This window comes from Paenibacillus faecalis (assembly GCF_900289175.1).
In the GTDB taxonomy this organism is placed as follows: domain Bacteria; phylum Bacillota; class Bacilli; order Paenibacillales; family Paenibacillaceae; genus Paenibacillus_AQ; species Paenibacillus_AQ faecalis.
The window spans coordinates 3,202,850-3,222,602 of sequence record NZ_LT985747.1 but is presented as its reverse complement, the minus strand read 5'-3'; the positions used below and the strand labels follow the sequence as shown (position 1 = coordinate 3,222,602).

The 19,753-nt window shown below is 46.9% G+C and carries 17 protein-coding genes and 1 riboswitch; of the genes, 15 read left to right on the top strand and 2 right to left on the bottom strand.

All coding sequences use genetic code 11. The features are described 5' to 3' along the window. Positions 1-36 precede the first annotated feature (36 nt). From aspS to C8268_RS15240, 3 genes are all read left to right on the top strand, one after another. On the top strand, positions 37-1,815 hold the full coding sequence (gene aspS / locus C8268_RS15250; RefSeq protein ID WP_106768464.1) for an aspartate--tRNA ligase: 1,779 nt from the start codon (positions 37-39) through the stop codon (positions 1,813-1,815). Positions 1,816-1,874: 59 nt separating this feature from the next. Further along, positions 1,875-2,627 carry a tRNA threonylcarbamoyladenosine dehydratase gene (locus C8268_RS15245; protein WP_106768463.1) on the top strand — a complete coding sequence of 251 codons (753 nt, stop codon included), beginning with the start codon at positions 1,875-1,877 and terminating at the stop codon, positions 2,625-2,627. 258 nt (positions 2,628-2,885) lie between these two features. Beyond that, positions 2,886-5,069 (top strand): HelD family protein, encoded by a 2,184-nt coding sequence (locus tag C8268_RS15240; protein ID WP_106768462.1) that lies wholly within the window; start codon positions 2,886-2,888, stop codon positions 5,067-5,069. A gap of 100 nt (positions 5,070-5,169) precedes the next feature. On the opposite strand, the gene C8268_RS22740 is transcribed toward C8268_RS15240, so the two are convergent. After that, positions 5,170-5,337: a hypothetical protein gene (locus tag C8268_RS22740; protein ID WP_158702742.1), complete on the bottom strand. Its 168-nt coding sequence runs from the start codon at positions 5,335-5,337 to the stop codon at positions 5,170-5,172. A 205-nt stretch (positions 5,338-5,542) separates the two neighbouring features. On the opposite strand from C8268_RS22740, the gene C8268_RS15235 reads away from it, so the two are divergent. The 5 genes from C8268_RS15235 (at position 5,543) to nrdG (ending at position 10,814) form a co-directional block, all read left to right on the top strand. Further along, entirely contained in the window at positions 5,543-6,847 is a 1,305-nt protein-coding gene (locus C8268_RS15235) for a replication-associated recombination protein A (RefSeq protein WP_106768461.1), read from the top strand. Positions 6,848-6,886: 39 nt separating this feature from the next. Continuing rightward, the gene (gene crcB, locus C8268_RS15230; protein ID WP_106768460.1) at positions 6,887-7,288 is read left to right on the top strand and encodes a fluoride efflux transporter CrcB; all 402 of its coding nucleotides are present in this window, start codon (positions 6,887-6,889) and stop codon (positions 7,286-7,288) included. After that, positions 7,285-7,644, top strand: a complete 360-nt coding sequence (crcB, locus tag C8268_RS15225; RefSeq protein ID WP_106768459.1) for a fluoride efflux transporter CrcB — start codon at positions 7,285-7,287, stop codon at positions 7,642-7,644. The genes crcB (C8268_RS15230) and crcB (C8268_RS15225) overlap by 4 nt, the downstream gene beginning before the upstream one ends. Positions 7,645-7,718: 74 nt before the next feature. Further along, a riboswitch (cobalamin riboswitch) is annotated at positions 7,719-7,893 on the top strand. A 201-nt stretch (positions 7,894-8,094) separates the two neighbouring features. Next, entirely contained in the window at positions 8,095-10,317 is a 2,223-nt protein-coding gene (locus tag C8268_RS15220; protein WP_106768458.1) for an anaerobic ribonucleoside triphosphate reductase, read from the top strand. Beyond that, the gene (nrdG, locus tag C8268_RS15215; RefSeq protein WP_106768457.1) at positions 10,314-10,814 is read left to right on the top strand and encodes an anaerobic ribonucleoside-triphosphate reductase activating protein; all 501 of its coding nucleotides are present in this window, start codon (positions 10,314-10,316) and stop codon (positions 10,812-10,814) included. The genes C8268_RS15220 and nrdG overlap by 4 nt, the downstream gene beginning before the upstream one ends. A gap of 118 nt (positions 10,815-10,932) precedes the next feature. Here nrdG and mnmA read toward each other — a convergent pair whose 3' ends face one another. Next, positions 10,933-12,042, bottom strand: coding sequence for a tRNA 2-thiouridine(34) synthase MnmA (gene mnmA / locus C8268_RS15210; RefSeq protein WP_420094250.1), 1,110 nt, complete (start codon positions 12,040-12,042; stop codon positions 10,933-10,935). A gap of 293 nt (positions 12,043-12,335) precedes the next feature. Between mnmA and cymR the strand changes: the two genes are divergently transcribed. From cymR to C8268_RS15175, 7 genes are all read left to right on the top strand, one after another. Continuing rightward, positions 12,336-12,755: a cysteine metabolism transcriptional regulator CymR gene (gene cymR / locus C8268_RS15205; protein WP_106768455.1), complete on the top strand. Its 420-nt coding sequence runs from the start codon at positions 12,336-12,338 to the stop codon at positions 12,753-12,755. A gap of 250 nt (positions 12,756-13,005) precedes the next feature. Further along, positions 13,006-14,151, top strand: a complete 1,146-nt coding sequence (locus tag C8268_RS15200) for a cysteine desulfurase family protein (protein WP_106768454.1) — start codon at positions 13,006-13,008, stop codon at positions 14,149-14,151. A gap of 143 nt (positions 14,152-14,294) precedes the next feature. Beyond that, positions 14,295-14,816 carry a PRC-barrel domain-containing protein gene (locus C8268_RS15195; protein WP_106768453.1) on the top strand — a complete coding sequence of 174 codons (522 nt, stop codon included), beginning with the start codon at positions 14,295-14,297 and terminating at the stop codon, positions 14,814-14,816. A gap of 14 nt (positions 14,817-14,830) precedes the next feature. Next, entirely contained in the window at positions 14,831-15,043 is a 213-nt protein-coding gene (locus tag C8268_RS15190) for a hypothetical protein (protein ID WP_106768452.1), read from the top strand. A gap of 180 nt (positions 15,044-15,223) precedes the next feature. Then, complete coding sequence (locus C8268_RS15185; RefSeq protein WP_106768451.1) at positions 15,224-16,291, top strand: AI-2E family transporter; 1,068 nt, start codon at positions 15,224-15,226, stop codon at positions 16,289-16,291. A gap of 420 nt (positions 16,292-16,711) precedes the next feature. Beyond that, a complete protein-coding gene (alaS, locus tag C8268_RS15180; protein ID WP_106768450.1) occupies positions 16,712-19,339 on the top strand; it encodes an alanine--tRNA ligase in 2,628 nt (875 codons plus the stop codon). Between the two features lie 144 nt (positions 19,340-19,483). Beyond that, entirely contained in the window at positions 19,484-19,744 is a 261-nt protein-coding gene (locus C8268_RS15175) for an IreB family regulatory phosphoprotein (protein WP_106768449.1), read from the top strand. The last annotated feature ends 9 nt before the right edge of the window (positions 19,745-19,753 follow it).

The window sequence follows — 19,753 nt, the reverse complement described above, 5'->3', positions numbered from 1 at the left end:
TCGGCTTAATTATAAACAAAGGGGTATGATGAAACCATGAAAAGGACGCATCATTGCGGTCAATTAACGACCGCCAACATTGGAGAAACTGTGACGCTAAACGGCTGGGTACAGACGCGCCGTGACTTGGGAGGCGTGCTCTTCATCGATCTGCGCGACCGCAGTGGAATTATGCAGGTTGTATTCAATCCGGATTTCTCGGGTGACGCATTGGCTGTGGCGGACAAGGCACGCAGTGAATATGTATTGGCTGTATCCGGCAAAGTTGTAAAGCGCGATCCTGAAACGATCAATCCTAACCTTCCAACAGGGGAGATTGAAGTTCAGGTGACTGAAATTGAGGTCCTAAACACAGCTAAAACACCACCGTTTTTCATTGAAGATGACATTGAAGTGGATGAGCAGCTTCGTCTAAAGTATCGTTATCTGGACTTGCGCCGTCCTGAAATGCAAAAGACGCTGATGCTTCGTTCCAAAGCAGCTAAAGTATTCCGCGATTTTCTTGATGAACAAGGTTTTGTTGATATTGAAACGCCTATTTTGACAAAAAGCACACCGGAGGGTGCCCGGGATTATCTGGTACCAAGCCGTGTGCATCCAGGTGATTTTTTCGCTCTGCCGCAATCTCCGCAAATTTACAAGCAGCTTCTGATGGTAAGCGGCGTTGAGCGTTATTATCAAATTGCACGCTGTTTCCGTGACGAGGACCTCCGTGCAGATCGTCAACCAGAATTCACCCAGGTCGATATCGAAGCGTCATTCATGGAGCGTGACGACTTGCTCAGCATGATGGAGCAGCTGATGGCCCGCCTGTTTAAGGAAACGATCGGCGTTGAGCTGGCGACACCGTTCCAGCGTATCAGCTACGCTGATGCAATGGGGAAATACGGTTCAGACAAGCCTGACCTTCGTTTCGGTCTTGAATTGATCGAGATGAATGACATCGTAGCGAACAGCGGTGTCAAGGTGTTTGCTTCCGTTATTGAAAAAGGCGGCGAAGTGAAATGCTTGAACGCCAAAGGCTGCGGTACCTGGACACGTAAGGAAATCGATGATCTGGGACCATATGCAGCACGTTACGGAGCCAAAGGGCTTGCCTGGATTCAAGTGAAGGAGGGCGAATTCAGAGGCCCTATCGTGAAGTTCTTCAGCGAGCAGGAGATTGACGCGATCAAAGAGCGTACTGGAGCAGAAGAGGGCGACTTGCTGCTGTTCTCCGCCGATAACTCGAAAGTCGTTGCTGATGTACTCGGTGCACTTCGTCTCAAGATCGGACGCCAGCTTGGCTTGATCGATGACAGTGAATTCAAGTTTGCCTGGGTTCTGGACTTCCCTCTTTTGAGCTATGACGAAGATCAAAAACGTTATGTGGCAGAGCATCATCCGTTCACCCGTCCGAGGGATGAAGACTTGGAACTGCTTGAGACAGATCCGCTCAAGGTTCGCGCTCAAGCTTATGACCTTGTACTGAACGGTTATGAAGTAGGCGGCGGTTCCATGCGTATTTTCAAGCGTGAAGTACAGGAGAAAATGTTTGCTACATTGGGACTGTCTCCAGAAGAAGCGAATGAGAAGTTCGGCTTCCTGCTGGATGCTTTCGAATTCGGTACGCCTCCGCATGGGGGCATCGCATTTGGCTTTGACCGTTTGGTTATGCTCCTTGCTGGACGCACCAACCTGCGTGAGACGATTGCGTTCCCGAAAACCGCAAGTGCCACGGATCTGCTGATGAATGCCCCATCCTCTGTAGATGGCGGTCAGCTGGAGCAGCTCCATATCAAGCTTGCTAAAAAACCAGGCGATGACAAAAAATAAAATTTCCGGGAGAAACGGCTGAAGAACAGCCGTTTCTGCCTGTCAGGAGGCATAGAAAGATGCTGCATCAGTTTTCCCGGACGGAACTGGCAATCGGGCCTGAAGGCCTTAAGGTTATGAAAAAAAGTACAGTAGCGGTGCTCGGTATTGGCGGGGTCGGCTCTATAGCTGTAGAGGCTCTTGCTCGTACGGGCGTTGGCCGTATTATTCTGATTGATAAAGATGTTGTTGATATCACGAATATCAATCGTCAAATTCATGCGTTGACAACAACGATCGGCCAGAAAAAGGCGGATCTGATGGTTGAACGTGTCAAGCTGATCAATCCGGAATGTGAAGCGATTGCTCTAAATATGTTTTATACCGACGAAACTCATGAAGAGCTGTTTAAATATGACCTGGATTATGTAATCGATGCTTCAGATACAATTATTTATAAAATCCATCTGATCAAGGAATGTTTAAAACGGGGTATCCCAATGATATCCAGCATGGGAGCGGCCAATAAAATGGACCCTACCAAGTTTCAGGTTGCTGACATTTCCAAGACATCCATGGACCCCATTGCACGGGTTATCCGGACAAAGCTGCGCAAGGAAGGCATTAAGAAGGGGGTCAAGGTTGTATATTCCCTGGAAGAACCGCTGAAGCCTCGCCAGGATGTTACGGACAAAATCGTGCCGGAGAACGCTCCGGAAATACGCAAAGCCAAACAGCCTCCGGCAAGTAATTCCTTTGTGCCTCCCGTGGTAGGGCTGATTATGGTCAGTGTAGCAGTCAAGGAGCTTCTGGAAAGAGCAGGCGTATCTTAGGCGCTTCATACCTTGAATGTAAATGATAAAAAACAACGTAGTCCGCTATACAAAGGCGTTACTGCGTCTTCTTTCAAAGAACGCTTTTATCCTGAACACGAGGGATTAAAGCGTTCCTTTTTTACGTTCGGTTTTAGCTGAGGTAAAAGATCCAATAGTATATTCATGTAAGTTGTGCTACAATAAAAATCCTTTTTGTGTCACGGATGCCCTAAACGGCGGCGATACGAAAAAATATTTCTTAGGAGGTAACTGAAATTGACGGACTCTTTTCAAAGTGCCTATCAAGAAGAAGAGCAAAGGCTAAATGAAGTGATCGCCGAAATTGACAAACAGCTTGCTCGTCTGCAAAGTATTCCGGTGTATACCGGACATGATTTCACAGAGCAGGTGCTCGAAGCGGGGCGTGAGGAGCGGCGTCAGGCGCTTCAAAAAAGTCTGGCGGAGCCTTATTTTGGACGGCTGGATTTTCAGGAAAACGGAAGAGAGAAACAGGTTCCGCTCTATATTGGCAAAGTTGGTTTTGACCGTGAGGAAGCGGGAGAGCATCCGATGGTTATCGATTGGCGTGCCCCCATTGCCAGCTTGTTCTATTCGTTTACAGGCGGCAATGATTCTGCTACATATGACTCGCCTGAAGGACTTGTTGAAGGTTTGGTATATTTAAAGCGAAATGTCGTGATCCGCAAGCAAATTTTGGAGCGTGTATCCGACACCTACAACCGTGAAAGCGGCGGACCTGCTGTATCCGATGAATTTCTCGTCTATCGACTAGGTGAAAACAAAGACAATCGGCTGAGAGATATCGTATCTACAATCCAGGCTGAACAGGATAAAATCATCCGTGCAGCCAAGAACACGGCACTGATTATCCAGGGGGTAGCGGGGAGCGGAAAGACAACGGTAGCACTTCACCGTCTGGCTTTTTTGCTGTATCAATACAAGGATCAAGTATCAGCAGAGAAAATGATTATTTTTGCTCCAAACCATATGTTTCTGGATTACATTTCCGATGTGCTGCCTGAGCTTGGCGTGGGCGACATTCAGCAGCGGACGTTCGCTGATTGGGCATCGGATCTTCTGAATATTAATATGACATCGAGTGATGCTTCGGAAACACTGTCTTATTGGTTTGAGGCGGAAACAGGTCAGGGAACCCCAGACATCAATGATGATGTTAGAGGCCGCTTTAAAGGATCTTTACGTCTCATGAATTTGATCGAGCGCTGTGTTCAGCAGCTTGAGCAATATGCGCTGCCGGAGGGAGACTTCTCCCCATGGGATGGTGCTGTGCTGAAACGGGAAACGATATTCGAGTGGTTTAACGAAGAATACAAACCGTATCCTCTTGCGAAGCGGAAGGAACGGGTTCTTGCCCGGCTGCACCGCTGGGTGGAGATGGAGCTGAAAAAGTCATCGTCTTCTGCTGTTTTGAAAGAGAGAAAGAAAAAAGCGGCTGGTCGAGAGAAAGCTTATGCAAAGAAATGGCCTGTTTTTGAACCGCTAGTATTGTATAAGCAGTTGTTTGGCGCTGTGAAAGCTAACGGGACGTGGGCACAGGAGCTTCAGGCCGAAATTCCGAAGGAAGTTCTGAAAGCGACCCGAAGTGATCTGAAAAAGAATATGATCCGCGAAGAGGATCTGACACCGCTTCTTTATTTTCACTGTTTGATGAATGAAATGACGGGTGAACAGAGATTTGACCATATCGTTATTGACGAAGCGCAGGATTTTTCGCCGTTCCAGGTTGCGCTCTTGGATCATTTTGTAAGAGGGCATTCTTTTACGATACTTGGTGATCTCTCGCAAGGGATTCATGCTTACCGCGGAGTTCATGCCTGGGAAGAGATGAGCGGATTGTTTGCTGAGGAGAACAGAGCTTACTTTGCGCTAACCCGAAGCTATCGTTCTACGATGGAGATTATTGAATTTGCTAACGGCATATTGGAGAAGGGAGTAGAGAGCGACCTTTTGGCTGTGCCTGTTTTCCGAAGTGGAGATGCTGTGCGCCTCATCCGCTATAGTGAAAAGGGCAGGGTAAAGGATCTTCGCCGAGCGTTACGTCATCTGCTTTCCAAAGGGAGTTACCGAACCGTTTCGATCTTGACGCGTACACTACGGGAAGCGAAGGAGCTTCACGAAATGCTGTTGGATGAGTGGCCAGAGCTTCATCTTATCGATGGAAGCAAACAAACGTATCAGGGCGGTTTATCTGTACTTCCGGTATATCTCTCCAAAGGGCTTGAATTTGATGCTGTTATCGTGGCAGACGCAGACAGCGACCACTATGCGGAAAAAGCTTGGGATGCCAAGCTTATGTATGTTGGCTGCACGCGTGCTTTGCATGAGCTGTGGCTGCTGCATAAAGAGCAGCTTCCTTCCTATGTCGTATCAAAAGAGTCCGAGATTTCTTCTCTGGGCTGGCCGGAAGATGTTAAATAATCTATTTGAAAATCTGTCACTTACACTATAAAAAGAAATCGCTCTAAGGGCGATTTCTTTTTTGTCGACAACCATTCTAGCTGCACCTGAAAGCGTCTATTTAACGAAAAAGAGTGGGCATTCCGCTGTTGGAACAATTATTTCTTTCGTTCTGCTGGCCGAGCTGCTTATGAGAATCGTCTAAATTATCTATAAACCGATAAAGAGTAACCCACATGAGAATGACGAAAGCGACAAGGACAAATCCGGTAATAAGGCGTTTTTTCATAAGATGATAACCTCCTTAAAGCTTCAGAAAGATGTACAGGCTTTTCGTACTATAATTATAAACATGCGAAAGAGGCGAAAGTTTTATAATTGACGAATATTATCGGGAGACGGGCAGGGGCGAAGTGAATGCCGGATTATGATATGATTAGAAAAGCACAATACGGATCATAACAACGTTGTGATTCAAGCAAGGAAGTGTAATGATGGATTTATTTTCATTTGGTCGTGAAGAGGAGCGTGATTCCAGGCTGTTGGCTGACCGGATGCGTCCGAATAACCTGGAAGAATATATAGGACAAGAGCATATTGTAGGACCCGGCAAGCTGCTTCGTCGTGCTATTGAAGCGGACCAGGTTTCTTCGATTTTGCTCTACGGTCCACCCGGATGCGGAAAAACAACGCTCGCTCATATTATATCGAAGCATACACAAGGGACATTCGTACGCTTAAATGCGGTGGATGCTACTGTAAAGGATGTACGTGAAGTAATAGAGCAGGCACAGAACAACAAATCATTGTACGGAACCAAAACTATACTGTTTCTGGATGAGGTACACCGGTTTAACAGTTCCCGTCAGGATGCCCTATTGCCTGCGGTAGAAAAGGGAACGATCATTTTTATAGGCGCAACAACTGAAAATCCGTTTCATTATGTCAATGGGGCTTTAATGAGCCGCTCCACATTGTTTCAGCTAGAACCGCTGAATAAGGAGCATTCCTGTATCGCCATGAAACGAGCGCTTCAGGATCAGGAACGCGGACTTGGTTTTATGCAGCTTCAGGCGGATGACGAGGCGCTTGATCACATCGCATCCATGGCGAACGGTGATATTCGCCGGGCATTGAATGCACTGGAGCTTGCAGCAATGACGACACCTCCCGATTCAGACGGCACCGTTCATATTACGCTGGAGGTTGCCGAGGAATCGATCAGGCGTCCAACTGTTCGGGCGGATGAATCTACCCAATATGATGTGTTGTCGGCTTTTCACAAAAGCATTCGCGGCTCCAGTGATGCTGCGCTCTTCTGGTTTTTGTACGCTGTAGAAAAACTCGGTATGGACCCCATGGTGTTTATTCGCCGATTGATTGCGGCCAGCAGCGAGGATATTGGGCTTGCGAATCCGCAGGCGATGGTACAAGCTGTCAGCGCCTTGGAGGCTTATCGCAATAATGGTTGGCCGGAGGCCAAGCTGAACATTGCACAGGCGATTCTTTTTGCTGTGGAGAGCCCGAAGTCCAATGCTGTTTACACCGCCATATCACGTGCGATGTCCGCTATGGATGAAGTGAAATCGGCTGAGGTACCGCTTCATTTGCGTGACACTCATTATCAAGGGGCTGAGAAGCTGGGTCATGCCGGATACAAATATCCTCATGACTATCCGGGACACTATGTGAAGCAGGACTATTTACCGAAGGAGCTGGCAGATCGGGTGTTTTATCAGGCGACAGAGCAGGGGAATGAGGCGAAAATTTCGCATAATCAGCGCTTGCGAGAGAGATGAGCAACAGTTTTTTGAAATGATGAAAAGAAGGCGAAACATATGGGAAAGAACCTGATTTTCGTGGGTGCAGGCGGTTTCGGAGGCACACTGCTCCGTTATGGTTTGGATGAGAGCATCCCTGCCCCGCTTAACGGCTTTCCAGCCGCGATCCTGCTCATCAATCTGATGGGGTGTCTGTTTTTAGGCTGGTTTATGACATACTGCCTGTCATCCTCGCGGATTTCTGAACAGGCCCGTCTGTTTATCGGCACCGGGTTTACGGGGGCGTTCACAACGTTTTCCACCTTTACCGTAGATGCAGTCAGGTTTATGGAAAACGGTCAAAATACAGTTGCAGCAATTTATGTGCTGGGCAGTGTTGTGGGCGGTTTGTTTATGTCCGGCATCGGCGTTTGGCTGGGACGAAAGATGTCATTGAAGCAAGAAGGTGCGAAAGCATGATGCTCTGGATAGGCCTGGGAGGGATAGCCGGAGCTGTTTCTCGTTATTCCATCGGTGTCTGGATTGGAAAAAAGGTAGAGGGTTCATTTCCATGGGCTACGTTTTTTATCAATTTGGCTGGCTCTGTTCTACTTGGATTTTTTACTGGTTGCTTCGACTATCTTCCTGAGACCGTTTATAAGATGCTTGGTACTGGATTTTGCGGGGCGTTCACAACATTTTCAACATTTGGTTATGAAGCGGTCTGTCTGGCAGCGAACAAACGATACACCCAAGCATTCTCATATGTGGCTGGGTCCGTTGTTCTCGGCCTTGCAGGCGCATGGGCAGGACTTTATTTAGCAGCCCAGATGTAGATAGTTACAAATCCCTCACTGTGATAAATGTTACAGTCAAAACCTATATGTTGTTATATTGTTTGATTCAACAACTACATATAGTGCTTGATGGTCGATTGGATCATTCCAATCTGAAAAGGGAATCCGGTGCAAATCCGGAGCGGTCCCGCCACTGTAACAGCTTATCCGAAGAGAGATAGACGAGTCAGATGTCTATCTCCCATTCGTAAACTGAAGCCAGATACCTGCCATGAAGTCAACACAATGTGCCTACGGTCGATAGGAAGTGTTTCGAATGGAAGGGTGATCCGGCGTTTGATCGGATTCAACGGTTCTTTATTGAAGCATGTTTTTTCGCAGACTTGCGGCAGCATGCTTCTTTTATTTTGACAATAACCGTGCTTTCATCACATTGTGAAATGTTGATTTATACACCTGTACAGGTGCTTTCGTATGGAGGGATTTTTGATGAAAGTCATGAAGAGGGATGGTACATGCGTCTCGTTTGAAATTACGCGGATTATAAATGCGGTGAACAGGGCGTTTCAAGCTATAGAAGGGGGCTCCAGATATGAAGCCTCGTCCCGGGTCGCTACGCTGGTAGAAGCCAAAGCCGCTGGTATCGAGCAAATGACAGTGGAGGAAATACAGGACCTTGTCATTCATTTTCTAAAAAAAACCGGTTATGACCAGGTAGCGAAAGCTTACACAGAATATCGTGAAACAAGGGACAGAGAACGGATGAGGCGGGGGGAACTGTACAAGATCAGCAGCAGTGTTATCGGTGTTAAAGATCTTGATCTCCTTCGTGAAAATGCCAATCTGAACGGTGAGTCCTTCAGCGGGAAAATGAGCCGGATCGGATCGGAATATGCGAAGTGGATGGCAACCAGCTTTATACTTCCAAAACCGCTGAACGAGGCGATAAAAAACGGATATGTGTATGTCCACGATTTAGATCAATATGCTTTAGGAACGACCAACTGCATTTTCATCCCTTTTGGCAAGCTTCTGGAAAAGGGCTTTAACACCGGAAACGGTTCGGTCAGGTCTCCGCAGAGCATCATGACCGCTATGGCGCTCGTAGCTATCATTTTTCAATCTCAGCAGAACAGCCAATTCGGCGGTGTATCCGGTAATAAAATCGATTGGGACCTGGCGCCGTATGTAGGGAAATCTTTCCGCAAGCATTTCCGAAAGGGGCTTACTTATTTTAGCGAAGGACAAGGGAACCAGAATGAAGATATTTCGGATATGGAACTGTATATGGATCATGACAGACTTCAAGAGCGCTATCCCCTTACCTATAAATTTGCTTATGAAGAGACCGTAAATGAAACAAAGCAGGCCGCAGAATCTTTGATTCATAATTTAAATACGATGAGCAGCCGTGCTGGTGGACAAATACCGTTTACCTCTTTAAATTACGGGATGTGTACTTCCACTGAGGGAAGACTGGTATCTCATGCACTGCTTGACGCCACGATGAGGGGATTGGGACGGGGAGAAACACCGATATTCCCGCAGCATATTTTTCAGTGTAAAAAAGGGGTCAATCAAGAGGAAGGCGATCCGAACTACGATCTGTTTCTTAAAGCGGTTGAGTGCTCCAGCCGGCGCTTATATCCGAACTTTGTCAACGTGGATGCAACGTTTAATCTCCCTTATTACCGGCCGGAGGACCCCGATACGATCATCGCAACGATGGGGTGCCGAACTCGAACGATATCGGACCGGTTTGGCAGAAATCGATTGAGCGGCAAGGGGAACTTATCTTTCAATACGCTCAACCTGGTACGGCTTGGCATTGAACATGGTATCGTTATGGGCCAGCGGAAGGAGCCGGATATGACCGGGTTTTACGACAGTCTGGATCGGTACATGAAGATCGCTGTGGAAGGGCTCGTTCATCGTTATCATATTCAAGCGAGACAACCGGCAAAAGCGTCCGATTTTATGATGCGTGAAGGAGTATGGGAAGGTGGAGAGAAACTTGCTCCCGAGGATGAGGTGGCTGAGCTCATCAAACACGGAACACTGGCTCTTGGTTTTATCGGTGTTGCGGAATGTATGAAGGCACTGACTGGTTTGCATCATGGAGAGGACGAGGGTGTTAGAAAGATGGCGCTTGATATCGTTCGCAGGATGCGTAGTTACTGCGATGAAATGAGTGAGCAATATGATTTGAATATCTCTCTATTTGCTACTCCGGCCGAAGGTCTGTCGGGTAAATTTACGAAGCTGGATCGGGCAGCGTTCGGCACGATCCCGGGGGTGACGGATCGGGAATATTACACGAATTCATTTCACATTCCCGTATATTATCCAGTGGCCGCTTTTCAAAAGATTCAGTGGGAAGCTCCATTTCACAAACTCTGTAATGCGGGAGCGATCTCGTATGTTGAACTGGACGGCAACGCCCGGCAGAATACGACAGCATTTCGCAAAATCGTCCAGTTTGCGTTAGATCAGGACATCGGCTATTTTTCTGTCAACCATCCGCTCGATCGGTGCCCTGTCTGTGATTATGAAGGGATTATCGGTTCAGCTTGCCCTCAGTGTGGGGTAGAGGAAGGAAAAGTAGTGTTTCATCGCCTGCGCCGGGTGACGGGGTATTTAACGGGGAACTACACAGAGCGATTCAATTCAGCCAAGCAGGCCGAAGTTCGAGATCGGGTCAAGCATCAATGAATATATGCGGCTATATACCGGAAAGCATCAATGAAGGTCCGGGAGTTCGTGCCGTCCTGTTCGTCAGCGGCTGCCGTCATGCTTGCCCGGGCTGCTTTAACACGTCTTCATGGGATTTTGAAGCTGGAGAGCCGTTTACAGAGGAACTGAAATCTCGGATACTGGATGAGATCGCAAGTAATCCTTTGCTGGATGGAGTCACATTATGCGGCGGGGACCCATTTTTCTCGGCAGAAGAATGCATCAGCTTTTTGTCCGATGTTCGGGACCGTTGCCCGGATAAAAATGTGTGGGCCTATACGGGTTTTACCTTTGAGGCGCTTATGAGGCAGGAGAAGCTTCGAGAGCTGGCCCTTCTGTGTGACGTTATTGTGGACGGAAAATTTATATTAAAGAAAAAGGATACTTCCCTGGCGTTTCGCGGAAGCCGAAATCAGCGGTTGGTGAATGTTGCCTTGAGTATAGAGAGAGGCCACGTGGTTGAAGTGATTTTATAATTGGGAAAATAAATAGGCATGACCTTTCAGGGTTTTAGTATCCTGAGGGTCATGCCTCTTCTTATCTTGGGGAGAAAACGTAAGCTTTCTCTGACAACGGCAGCAGGGCGGTTACCCCTTAATAGGGTACTTTCTCCGCATACTCGATCGTTCCGCCGCCAAGGCATTCTTCACCTTGGTAAAATACAACAGCTTGTCCGGGTGTAATGGCTTTTTGTTGCTGATGAAAAGCAACGTGAACCGTTCCGTCTTCCCTTGGCGTTACGGTCACTTCCTGATCCGGCTGGCGGTAGCGGAATTTCGCTACGCAGGTGAAGGAATCATTGGGCATAGCTTCCTTACCTGCTATCCAGTTAACCCCGGAGGCAATCAATCCGGTGGAATACAGACTTGGATGATCTCCTTGTACAACATACAGCACATTGTTGTTCAAATCCTTATCGGCAACAAACCATGGCTCTCCGGTACCCGAGCCTCCGATGCCGAGTCCTTGGCGCTGTCCAAGGGTATAATACATCAAGCCGTCGTGACGGCCTTTGACTTCGCCGGTTATGACATCGACCATATCTCCGCCCTGTGCCGGGAGATAGTGGCTGAGGAATTCCTTGAAATTACGCTCGCCGATAAAGCACACGCCGGTGCTGTCTTTCTTCTTGGCTGTGTAAAGACCGGCTTCCTCTGCAAGACGGCGAACTTCCGGCTTAGGCAAATGTCCGATCGGGAACATCGCTTTGGATAGCTGATTCTGATTTAGCGCGTTCAGAAAGTAAGTTTGGTCTTTGTTGTTGTCTACGCCGCGAAGAAGGCGGAACTTTCCGTCTTTCTCCACCACACGGGCATAATGTCCTGTCGCTACATAGTCGGCGCCAAGATCCATCGCTTTGTTTAAAAATTCACCAAATTTTATTTCCCGATTGCACATGACATCCGGATTTGGTGTTCGACCAGCCTTATATTCATCAAGAAAATAGGAAAATACTTTATCGTAGTATTCCTTTTCAAAATTGACGGTATAGTAAGGGATTTCGAGCTGTTCACATACACGACGAACGTCCTCTGCGTCCGCTTCGGCCGTGCAGTAGCCGAGTTCATCGGTGTCGTCCCAGTTTTTCATAAAAATGCCGATCACTTCATAACCCTGCTGTTTCAGCAGCAGTGCTGTTACGGAGGAATCGACTCCCCCGGACATGCCGACAACGATTCGGGTGTTTTGTTTATCTTTTGACATCGTCATCACCATTTTCGTATTGAATTGTGCCCATGGACGTATTTTATCACAACCTGGCTTACTTCACACGTCCCATGTTGTGTCCTCTCCAGATGCACATTTTTTAAAAAATAGTTGCGGATTATTACCCATAGTGACTGTGGTTATGTTACCATATGCACAGGGGAATAATCGGAATAGAGAGGATTATGGGCATTTTGTAATGATAACGCCTGATTAGCCTGATTTTTCGCCCCAAACCCATAAAACTGATGAGATATGTTATATATACTATTTCGAGAGAGGTGTCTTCCTTGAAGATTTCAACTAAAGGCAGGTATGGATTGACGATTATGATGGAGCTGGCGGCCAGATTTGGTGAGGGGCCGACGTCACTGAAAAGCATAGCTGAAAAAAATCAGCTGTCGGAGCATTATTTGGAGCAGCTTGTTGCTCCGCTTCGAAATGCAGGGCTGGTTAAAAGTATTCGCGGCGCGTATGGCGGCTATATTTTGTCGCGTGAGCCGGCCAGTATTACGGCAGGTGATGTCATCCGTGTGCTGGAGGGACCGATTTCACCTGTAGATTTTACGGAAGAAGATGATCCGGCGAAGCGGGATCTGTGGCTGCGTATCCGCAACAGCATCGCCGAGGTGCTTGATTCCACGACCCTTGATAATCTGATCAATTATGAAGAGCAAAGCGCTGTGGATAGCTATATGTTCTATATATAAGGGCGGTTTTTTCTTTGAAGTCAATCCTCCCTTAAAACCACTAATCATGGATGATAAAGAACGGACCTTTAATATGGCTCGTTCTTTTTTGTTGGGGATAATGAGCATATCCATAAGTTTAGCATTATTTTCAATTCAATAATGATGTTGTAAGAATCGCTATAAAATAATATACTAAAGTGATGCGATAAATAAATGATGAATGAAAATTATTAAAAAAATCAAGAAATTCTGATTTAGGTGACGTGCGATGAAATCCATATATCTAGACCATGCTGCCTCTTCGCCGGTTCATCCGGAAGTGGCCGAAGAGATGATGCGTGTGATGACAAGTCAATACGGCAATGCTTCCAGCGTTCATTCCTTTGGGAGGGAAGCCAGAAAACAGGTAAGCAGGTCGCGGGACGAGATCGCGGCCCTTTTGGGCTGCTTGCCGGAAGAGCTGGTGTTTACTTCTGGCGGTACGGAGAGTGACAACCTTGCGATTTTCGGTACGCTGGAGGCGCTGGGACTTCGCGGCAAACATGTAATTACATCCGTAATTGAGCACCATGCGGTGCTCCATACATGTGAGGAGCTTGAAAAAAGAGGCTGTGAGGTTACTTATGTGCCTGTAGACAACACAGGCCGCGTTAGCGTAGAAGATGTTGCCGCTGCTATTCGGGATAATACCGTTTTGATCACGATTATGTTTGGCAATAATGAAGTCGGAACGGTGCAGCCGATCCGGGAGATTGGCGAGCTTGCCCGCAGCAGAGGCATTTATTTTCATACAGATGCAGTTCAAGCTCTAGGAGTCGAGTATATTAACTGCAAGGAGTTTCCGGTGGACCTGTGGAGTTTTTCCTCTCATAAGATCAATGGTCCTCAAGGGGTTGGCGCTCTAGTTGTGAAACGAGAAACGCCGTTATCTCCAAGATTGTTTGGGGGGCTGCAGGAGAAAAAACGCCGTGCTGGTACCGAAAACATGGCCGGAATAGCTGGTTTCGCAAAAGCGGTACAGCTGGCTCTTCAAGGATTGGATGAGCGCAGAGCGCATTATACGAACCTGCGTAAGAAGCTTATTGATGAGCTCTGTCATGAATCGGGACAGGATACTTTTGTTGTGAACGGGAACCCTCAGTTTTTTATGCCTCAAATTTTAAATATCAGTTTTCCGGAGATCAGTACCGAGACGATGCTTATGAATCTGGATATGGAAGGAATCGCTGCGGCGAGCGGGTCTGCCTGCACTTCCGGATCTTTGGAAATCTCCCATGTCCTGCAGGCGATGAAGCTACCTGAAAATGTTTTGCGCTCCGCGATTCGTTTTAGTTTTGGGTTGGGTAATACTACTGAAGAAATGGAGTACACAGCCCAAAAAATTGGAACCATCCTGAAACGGTTGCGTAAATAAATGCTAAGGGATTTCTCCTTTTATGAATTGGGGGTGGGTTTTTCCATTTCATCCTGTAGAAACGACCGGATTTAAACAGATATTGAAGCTGTACAATGAGGGGCGTTTCAAAATTGTGAAGGATGAGGAGGTGTCCGTGCAACATGAAACTTCAAGAAATGATCGGACTGGCTGTATTCGACGTGGAAAGCGGCAAAGAAATTGGCAAAATCCACGATTTTATACTAGATAAAGATTGGCGTATCACCGGGTTTGAACTTGAAGGCAAAGCTATTTTTTCATCTCATGTGAAAACCGTATCATGGGAAGACATTACAGCTTACGGTGAAGACGCGGTTATGATTCGAAGTGAAAATGCTGTTCGTAAAACGAGTGCTGATGACATTCCGTTAACGTATCTTTTAGGCCGACGGAAATTAAAAGAGATGCAGGTGCTGACAGAGGACGGAATTTTACTCGGACGCATTTCTGATGTTTATTTTGAGCAAGAACAGGGCAATACAATACTAGGGTTGGAAATTTCTGACGGTTTTGTGTCCGATTTAATTGAAGGTCGTAAATGGCTCCGCTGTACATCGGAAATGGAGATCGGAGAAAATGCTGTTATGGTGCCACCAATGAGCGAACAGCGCTTGGAAAATGCTATTAATTCTGTGAACGGATAGGGTGAGAAATGATTATGAAATGTCCAAATTGCAGTTCTAAAGACATCGGGAAAATCGGTTCCCATCAATTTTACTGCTGGGGATGTTTTATCGAACTGACGGTCAATGGCGAGAAAATGTCTGTCTACCAGGTTGAAGAGGACGGTACGCTTAGCTCGCTGGATGATTTGTTTTTCGGTGATGAATTTCCGCAGGATTTCCCTCCTCCAATGCACGCATCGAATTGATTATGCGTACATAGGAGTGGAAGATACAAGGAGACTCTTGCTTTTACCAGTGCGGTAATAGCGGGAGTCTTTTTTTGATTTTGGATTCGAAAAACTCGGCCTTCAAGAATGTTAGATTAATTTGGGGAGCTCGTACATATACTTACAGGGTAACGTCAGTCCGAAAGGAGAGATCGCCCTGTGGAACAGCTGACGGCGAACAAATGGTTCCGTTTGATGATCTGGCTGCTGCTCGGGCTTATCGCCCTTTACTTTGTGTGGCTGCTGCGACCGTTGTTTCTGGACGTTTATCGCTTTTTGAAAGCTGTACTAGCCCCGTTTGTCGTGGCTATGATCATATCTTATGTGCTGAATCCAATCGTATGCATGCTGTCGGAGCGCAAGGTTCCAAGAAGCATTGCGGTTCTTCTTATATATGCTGTGTTTCTGACCTGCTTGGCCGTTATTTTGATCAATATGATTCCAATGCTGATCAGGCAGCTGGAAGAACTGAACGAACATTTGCCGGAATTTACAATGCATGCCCAAAGTTTAATGACAAATCTGGACAGCAAGCTTTTGCCTCCCGGCATTCGGACAGGGATGAACAGTTGGTTTTTTCATATGGAAACCAGGATTGCAGACGGAATATCGAGCTTTATGGATAACATCGGGGCAACGATCAGTCTTCTGTTTAATGTGTTAATCATTCCTTTTTTGATCTTTTATATTTTAAAAGATTTTGACGTTTTTCAGCGAACAGCGGTATCTTATTTGCCCCGCAGCCGGAGAAAAGCGATCGTTACACTGATTAAAGAAATCGACACCGCCCTTGGCAATTATGTTCGCGGGCAATTTTTGGTTTGCCTCATTATCGGGATATTGGCGTATATCGGTTATATGCTGATCGGTATGCCCTATGCTTTACTTTTGGCCAGCATTGTCGCCATATTTAATATTGTGCCTTATTTGGGTCCGTTTTTGGGCGCAGCGCCTGCGCTGTTGATGGCATCCACGATATCCTGGAAGATGGTGCTTTTTGTAGCGGCTGTCAATATGGTGTGTCAGATGCTGGAGAGCAACGTAATTTCTCCTCAGGTGGTTGGCCGCAAGCTGCATTTGCATCCGCTATTGATCATTTTTGCTCTCTTGGTTGGCGGTCAGATTGCTGGAATGATCGGTCTCATTTTGGCTGTTCCTTTTTTCGCAGTCATAAAGGTGTTGCTTCAGCATTTTTTCTCTTATTACATAAGGCGGAAAAGCGGCTGATATCCTTAAGGCTGACATGCATTGACAGATAGTTTAGGCATCGATATACTTGAAAATATTAAAGGTTATATAAATTGAAATCGATGAGGAAATAAAGTAGGCTGGTGCTCCTTTCCCAGAGAACAGGTTCCTTCGAAGAAACACGATTCTTCGTTGGCTGTGAGAACCTGAAAGCGTCACGGGCTGAACATGCTGATTTCCGAGAGCGAGACAAACTCGCCGGGTGGCGCCCGTTATCAAGCCGAAATAAGGCGATTGCCTGAAGGTTTCGACGGATTACTACTTTAGTCTGTCAATACTATCAGGTGATAACCAGGGTGGTACCGCGAGATAATCGTCCCTGAATGGATTCAGGGGCTTTTTTGTGTTCTGTCCTGTAGAAAAACGGACCGGACAATATGAAGACTGGAGGCTGTAATTATGAAAGCTAGTGAAATTCGTTCCAAATGGCTGGAGTTCTTTGCAGAGAAAGGACATAAGATTGAGCCAAGTGCGTCCCTTGTTCCACATAACGATCCATCGCTATTGTGGATTAATGCTGGAATGGCGCCGCTTAAATCTTATTTTGACGGACGTGTAAAGCCGGAAAACCCTCGTCTGGCCAACTCTCAGAAATGCATCCGGACCAATGATATTGAAAATGTAGGAAAAACCCGGCGTCACCACACCTTTTTTGAAATGATGGGCAACTTCTCAATCGGTGATTATTTCAAAGAAGAAGCGATTACCTGGGCATGGGAGTTTCTGACTGACAAGAAGTGGATTGGCTTTGATCCAGAACGGTTGTCGGTTACCGTATATCCTGAAGATGAAGAAGCTTTCAAGCTGTGGAATGAGAAGGTTGGTCTGCCGGAAAGCCGTATTATCAAGCTGGAAGATAACTTCTGGGACATCGGTGAAGGCCCATGCGGACCGTGTACGGAAATTTTTTATGATCGCGGTGAAGCTTACGGAAATGATCCGTCCGACCCTGAGCTTTATCCCGGCGGAGAGAACGAGCGCTATCTTGAAGTGTGGAACCTTGTATTCTCTCAATTCAATCATAACAAAGACGGAAGCTATACACCGCTGCCGAACAAAAACATCGATACCGGAGCAGGGTTGGAGCGGTTTGCTTCGATTTTGCAGGACGTGGACTCGAACTTCGACACCGATCTGTTCCAGCCTATTATTCAGGAGACAGCTGCACTTGCCGGGATTAAATACAATGACAATCCGGAGTATGACACTGCGTTGAAAGTTATAGCTGATCATATTCGAACAGTTGCATTTGCCATCGGAGACGGGGTCATGCCTTCGAATGATGGACGGGGATATGTTATACGTCGTCTGCTGCGCCGAGCTGTTCGCTATGGCAAGGTCATCGGGCTGGATAAACCGTTTATGTATACACTGACCAAAACGGTTGGTGATATCATGGGCGTGTATTATCCGGAGGTTTTGGAGAAACGGGCGTTTATTGAAAAAATTATCGCTACAGAAGAAGAGCAGTTCCATAAGACGCTTTCTGATGGATTGACTATTTTGGAAAATATGAGCACTGAGGCCAAAGCACAGGGAAAAACTGAAATCAGCGGCAATGATGCTTTTAAACTGTATGATACCTATGGCTTTCCGCTTGATTTGACGGAGGATTATGCATCTGAGCACGGACTGACGGTTGATCGGGAAGGCTTTGAGCTGGCTATGAAAGAGCAGCGTGAGCGTGCAAGAGTAGCGCGTCATGAAACGGAAAGCATGAAGGTACAAGGAGGCGTGCTTTCCGATTATACGGTTAAAAGTGAGTTTGTTGGATATAATGACACCGTTCAGCAATCTAAGGTAATGGCTATCGTTGTAGATGGCGGATTTGTTGATCATATTGGAGAAGGGCAGTCTGGTCAGGTCATTTTGGATTCGACTCCTTTCTATGCTGAGAGCGGCGGGCAGGTTAGCGATCAAGGGGTACTGGAAAGCGATCGTGTGCGCGCCAAGGTTGAAGGTCTGTTCAAAGCACCACATGGGCAACATGTTCATATGGTAACGGTGGAATCAGGTGAATTAAAAGTTGATGAAACGGTCAAAGCTGAAGTAGACCGGGAGAAGCGTCTTGATATTATCAAAAACCATACGGCGACGCATCTTCTGCATAAGGCACTCAAGGAAGTGCTTGGCGAGCATGTAAATCAGGCTGGTTCACTCGTTGAGCCTCAACGCCTGCGGTTTGACTTCTCTCATTTTGGCAGCATTACGCCGGAGGAGCTTTCCAAGATCGAGCAGCGCGTAAACGAGCAGATCTGGAAAGGAATCGAAGTTGTCATTGATAACAAACCGATCGATGAAGCCAGAGCGATGGGGGCCATGGCTCTATTTGGTGAAAAGTACGGAGATATTGTGCGAGTCGTTCAGGTCGGTGATTACAGCATAGAGCTTTGTGGCGGATGTCACGTCGACAACACGGCACAGATTGGAATTTTCAAACTTCTCGGAGAGAGCGGTATCGGCTCAGGAGTTCGCCGGATTGAAGCAGTGACAGGACGCTTTGCCTATGAATTTATGGAAGGCGAATTGGAGCTTTTGAGACAGTCCGCTGCTCTGCTAAAAAGCAAATTACATGATGTGCCGAAGCGGATTGAGGCTTTGAACCAGCAGGTGAAGGAGCTTGGCCGTGAGAATGAATCCCTGCTTGGCAAGCTAAGTGCGATCGAAGCAGGTCAGCTTACAGAGCGTGTTGTTGTAGCTGGAAATACCCAGCTTCTGGCTGCAGAAGTACAGGCTGCAAATATGGACGCACTTCGTACGGTAGTTGATGAATTGAAAGGAAAGCTTCCTGAAGCTGTCATCGTTCTTGGTGCCGTCATTGGAGACAAAGTGAACTTTGTAGTTTCCGTGCCTCAAAATCTTGTGAAAAAAGGTCTTCACGCCGGAAAACTGGTGAAAGAAGTAGCAGCTGTTTGCGGGGGAGGCGGCGGCGGTCGTCCGGATATGGCGCAAGCCGGTGGCAAGGATGCTTCCAAAATCAAAGAGGCTCTGAAGCGTGCTGAAGAACTGGTTGCTGGAAGTGTATAGGTTTGACGTTTTTGCCTTTAATTATTTCGAAACAGGTTTCCTTACGGCGTAAGGAATATGTTATGATATAGAAAGATCAAGCTGGTAAATATTTTTCGACGAAGCATGGATTAACATGTTCTTCGAAGAAGCGAGGTGTCACACATGGACTCCATGGATAAGACTGTCAAGTTCAATGTAAAAGGTGATGAGAAGGAGGCTTCTGCCCGGGACATTATACTGTCGGTATACGACGCGTTGGTTGAAAAGGAATATCATCCGATCAATCAGATTGTCGGATATCTGTTGTCCGGGGATCCCGCTTATATACCTCGGCACAACAATGCTAGAAGTTTGATCCGGAAGAAAGAACGAGATGAATTGATTGAAGAACTGGTCCGGTTCTACCTAGCCAGTCATCGTTAGGAGTGCAAG

What these genes read in the sequence shown, in the direction of transcription:
- nrdG (WP_106768457.1), top strand. Translation starts at nt 10,314, where the DNA reads ATGAATATATGCGGCTATATACCGGAAAGCATCAATGAAGGTCCGGGA.
- C8268_RS15175 (WP_106768449.1), top strand. Translation starts at nt 19,484, where the DNA reads ATGGACTCCATGGATAAGACTGTCAAGTTCAATGTAAAAGGTGATGAG.
- C8268_RS15200 (WP_106768454.1), top strand. Translation starts at nt 13,006, where the DNA reads ATGAAATCCATATATCTAGACCATGCTGCCTCTTCGCCGGTTCATCCG.
- aspS (WP_106768464.1), top strand. Translation starts at nt 37, where the DNA reads ATGAAAAGGACGCATCATTGCGGTCAATTAACGACCGCCAACATTGGA.
- C8268_RS15220 (WP_106768458.1), top strand. Translation starts at nt 8,095, where the DNA reads ATGAAAGTCATGAAGAGGGATGGTACATGCGTCTCGTTTGAAATTACG.
- alaS (WP_106768450.1), top strand. Translation starts at nt 16,712, where the DNA reads ATGAAAGCTAGTGAAATTCGTTCCAAATGGCTGGAGTTCTTTGCAGAG.
- C8268_RS15245 (WP_106768463.1), top strand. Translation starts at nt 1,875, where the DNA reads ATGCTGCATCAGTTTTCCCGGACGGAACTGGCAATCGGGCCTGAAGGC.
- C8268_RS22740 (WP_158702742.1), bottom strand. Translation starts at nt 5,337, where the DNA reads ATGAAAAAACGCCTTATTACCGGATTTGTCCTTGTCGCTTTCGTCATT.
- crcB (WP_106768459.1), top strand. Translation starts at nt 7,285, where the DNA reads ATGATGCTCTGGATAGGCCTGGGAGGGATAGCCGGAGCTGTTTCTCGT.
- C8268_RS15195 (WP_106768453.1), top strand. Translation starts at nt 14,295, where the DNA reads ATGAAACTTCAAGAAATGATCGGACTGGCTGTATTCGACGTGGAAAGC.
- crcB (WP_106768460.1), top strand. Translation starts at nt 6,887, where the DNA reads ATGGGAAAGAACCTGATTTTCGTGGGTGCAGGCGGTTTCGGAGGCACA.
- mnmA (WP_420094250.1), bottom strand. Translation starts at nt 12,042, where the DNA reads ATGTCAAAAGATAAACAAAACACCCGAATCGTTGTCGGCATGTCCGGG.
- C8268_RS15235 (WP_106768461.1), top strand. Translation starts at nt 5,543, where the DNA reads ATGGATTTATTTTCATTTGGTCGTGAAGAGGAGCGTGATTCCAGGCTG.
- C8268_RS15190 (WP_106768452.1), top strand. Translation starts at nt 14,831, where the DNA reads ATGAAATGTCCAAATTGCAGTTCTAAAGACATCGGGAAAATCGGTTCC.